This window comes from Kitasatospora sp. NPDC057223 (genome assembly GCF_042669755.1).
In the GTDB taxonomy this organism is placed as follows: domain Bacteria; phylum Actinomycetota; class Actinomycetes; order Streptomycetales; family Streptomycetaceae; genus Kitasatospora.
Map to the genome: position 1 here is coordinate 1 of NZ_JBHUWW010000177.1, position 2,815 is coordinate 2,815.

Consider the following 2,815-nt stretch of genomic DNA (forward strand, 5'->3'; position numbering starts at 1 on the left):
TGGCTGCACTGCCCACCCGACATCCACCACACCCCCCGGCCCGGCCCGCACCCCTGCGGGCCGGGCCGACCTCACAGAAGGAGACCCCCGCCATGACCGTCGTCCCGATTCCCCGCCGCGGCCTGTTCGCCACCGACCCCGACCAGCGGCTGCGCCCCGGCACCCCCACGGCCGAGTGGGAGCTGTGGCTCACCGGTCCGAACAACCTCGTGCCGATGCCTGACCTCGCGACCGCCCTGGTGTCCGCCGCCGAGCACAACGCGCTGACCGTCGACCTGGACGACGGCTCCCCGCTCCAGCCCGTCACCTACGCGATCGTGCTCCACCGCGGTTACGCCTGGCGGCGCGAGGGCGCGGCCCGCGCCGGTGCCCGCGTCGCCGTCCCCTCCCTGTGCTGGACGGCCTGCTGCTCGGTGTGCGGGGAGCTGGTCGAGGACGAGTACATCCCCCACCACACCAGCCCCGAGGCCGCCGCCGAAGAGGCCGTCGCCGGCCGTGAATGGGTCGAGCTGCCCGACGGGCGGCTGGTCTGCGAGTGCGACGACGACGTCCACGACGACGCCCGCGCCCAGGCCGCCAGCGACAACGACGGCGTCCCCGACGAGGACCAGCTCACCTTCCCGTAGCCCGACAGCCCCGCCTCCCGCGCCATCGGCCTCGACCCTCCCTCCCGCCCGCCCGCACCCCGCACGGATAAGGGCCTGCCCCGGTGTCAGTTGCCGGGGCAGGCCCTTCTTTGCGTTCCGGCCCACCCGGCCCGCCCCGGGCCCGGTGGCCGCTGCGCAGCGGTGACCGAGCAGCCCGTGCACCTCGCGACGTGAGCCCTGGTCGGGTCCCTGCCCATGGCGCGGTTCCGGCGCGGGCCACACGGGCTGGACCGTACGGCGGTCCCGTAGGGCGCCGACGGCTCCGCCTGAGAATTCGGCGGATCGCCGTCCGAAGTGGGCGCTAGCATTCCCGCAGGTCGGCCGTGGGCGCAGCGGCTCCCGGCCGGTCCGCCTTCAGATTTGCCGTCCCGCCCGAGCGGGGATCTCCCGGTGCACCGGATCCGACGACGTGAGAGGGCCCCTGACGTGACGGGCGACCTCGACAAGCCCATGGACGGGCTCCAGGCCCATCCGATCTTCGACCCCGCCCTGCCCGACGCCGTCACGGCCGCCGTCGCCGACCTGGCCGCCGGATACCCGCGGCTGCTGGCCGACGACGCCGACGCCGAGCACCTGACGGCCGGCTACTTCGAGGGCGGCAGGATCCTGCGCACCTCCCTCGGCTGCGGGGCCCTCGGCGGCGCCGTCGCCCTGGCTCCCTGGCTGCTGAAGCAGCTCTCGGACGACCAGCCGCAGACTCCCGACGCCGGCCCCGGGCGCCGGACGGAGAGCATCGACGCCGCAGCTCACGACTTCCTCGACATCGTCCAGAACACCGGGCTGCTCCTGCTCGTCGGCGGGACGCTCATCGCCGCCCTGGTGGTCGCCGTGCGGATAGCGGAGAACCGGCGCATGGCGAAGGCCCTGCGGCGGGCCCGCGGGCACTACGTCCACCCGAGCTGGCTCACCGGCGATGCCGTCCGGCTGCTCGCCCGGGCGCAGCACGCCGCGGACACCATCCTCGGCTCCCGGTTGCACCTGGACGACATGGAGGGCCTAGGCGCCGCGAACCGGGTGCAGGTGCCGGACCGGGTCTGGTCGCTCGCCCGGTCCTTGCACCGGTACAGCCGGGCCGTGAACGCCAGTACCGGAGCCGACGGTGCTGGCGGGGCCGTCGTCGAACTGCTGGCGGGGGAGCGCGAGGCTCTGGACACGGTGCGCACCGGCATCGAGCTTCAGGTCGCCGCCCTGGAGGTGTACGCCCGTCAGGTCCAAGAGGTCGACCGGATCGCGGCGCAAGGCCAGACGATGGAGCAGCTGGCGGCCAGGGGCGAGGCGCTCCTGGACCTGGTCGCCGAGACGGCCGCCGCCCAGGGCCCGGCCGATGAGATCACCCCGTTGACCGCCAGGGCCGCCCTGGTGGCCGACGCGCTCACCGAGGCGCTCGCCTCAGCCAAGGCCGCTGCGGCCGACGCACTGCCGCCCGGTCGGTAACCCGGGAAGGTGACCACCCGGCCGTTGCACCGTGCGGCAGGGCGCGTCATCAGCTTCCGGTCTGTTCTGGTTCTGCGGGGACGGTCCAGCGCAGGAGGGTGGTGGTGCCGGCCTGCTTCCAGAGTGACCGGGTAGACCTCGTCCCGGACGGATGCCCGGTGTTGTCTCAGATGATCTGGTCCCGTGCGCTTGTCATGGCCGAAGTTGCCGTGCCTGGGGGTCGAAGCAGTTGTGTGGGATATCCCGTGGGTTCCTCTGCCCGCAGCTGCCTTGTTGTCCCAGGTCAACCCCCACAACGACGGCAGATGGGCCAGTTCGATCATGATGGTTCTTCAGGATTCGCGAAGAACTATCATGATCTACCTCGGGTGACACGTGCAGAGGCCGGAGTTTGAGCCGAACCTGCGGGATGCCCCAAGCTTCGGTTCACGGTCCGTCCGCTGGCCGAAGTCGTTGGGCAGGCTTACGTCGATTTCGCGGCCCTGAGGGACCGGTGAGGTCAGGGAGTGGGCTGGTGGTCAGCCCGAGATTGCCGCAACCATCGCTCGTTGTGCGTGACCGCCTCGTTCTGCAGCGCCCGGCCCTCGGCGTGGCGGTCGTCGAGGTCGCGGAAGACGGTGGCGGCCTGGGTGTGGGCGTCGATGGCCTCCTCGAACCTGCGCACCTTCCGCAGCGCGAGGCCGAGGTTGCCCAGCGCCCGGCCCTCGGCGTGGCGGTCGTCGAACTCGCGGACG

The 2,815-nt window shown here is 72.5% G+C and carries 3 protein-coding genes; 2 read left to right on the forward strand and 1 reads right to left on the reverse strand.

The genetic code is table 11. From position 1 onward, the window contains the following. Positions 1–92 precede the first annotated feature (92 nt). Positions 93–626 (forward strand): hypothetical protein, encoded by a 534-nt coding sequence (locus ACFUK0_RS36415; RefSeq protein ID WP_380257646.1) that lies wholly within the window; start codon positions 93–95, stop codon positions 624–626. A gap of 447 nt (positions 627–1,073) precedes the next feature. Continuing rightward, positions 1,074–2,081 (forward strand): hypothetical protein, encoded by a 1,008-nt coding sequence (locus ACFUK0_RS36420; protein WP_380257648.1) that lies wholly within the window; start codon positions 1,074–1,076, stop codon positions 2,079–2,081. Positions 2,082–2,580: 499 nt separating this feature from the next. Here the strand turns inward: ACFUK0_RS36420 and ACFUK0_RS36425 are convergent. Continuing rightward, positions 2,581–2,815 (reverse strand): tetratricopeptide repeat protein (locus ACFUK0_RS36425; RefSeq protein ID WP_380257650.1); only part of this gene is annotated, 235 nt, incomplete at its 5' end.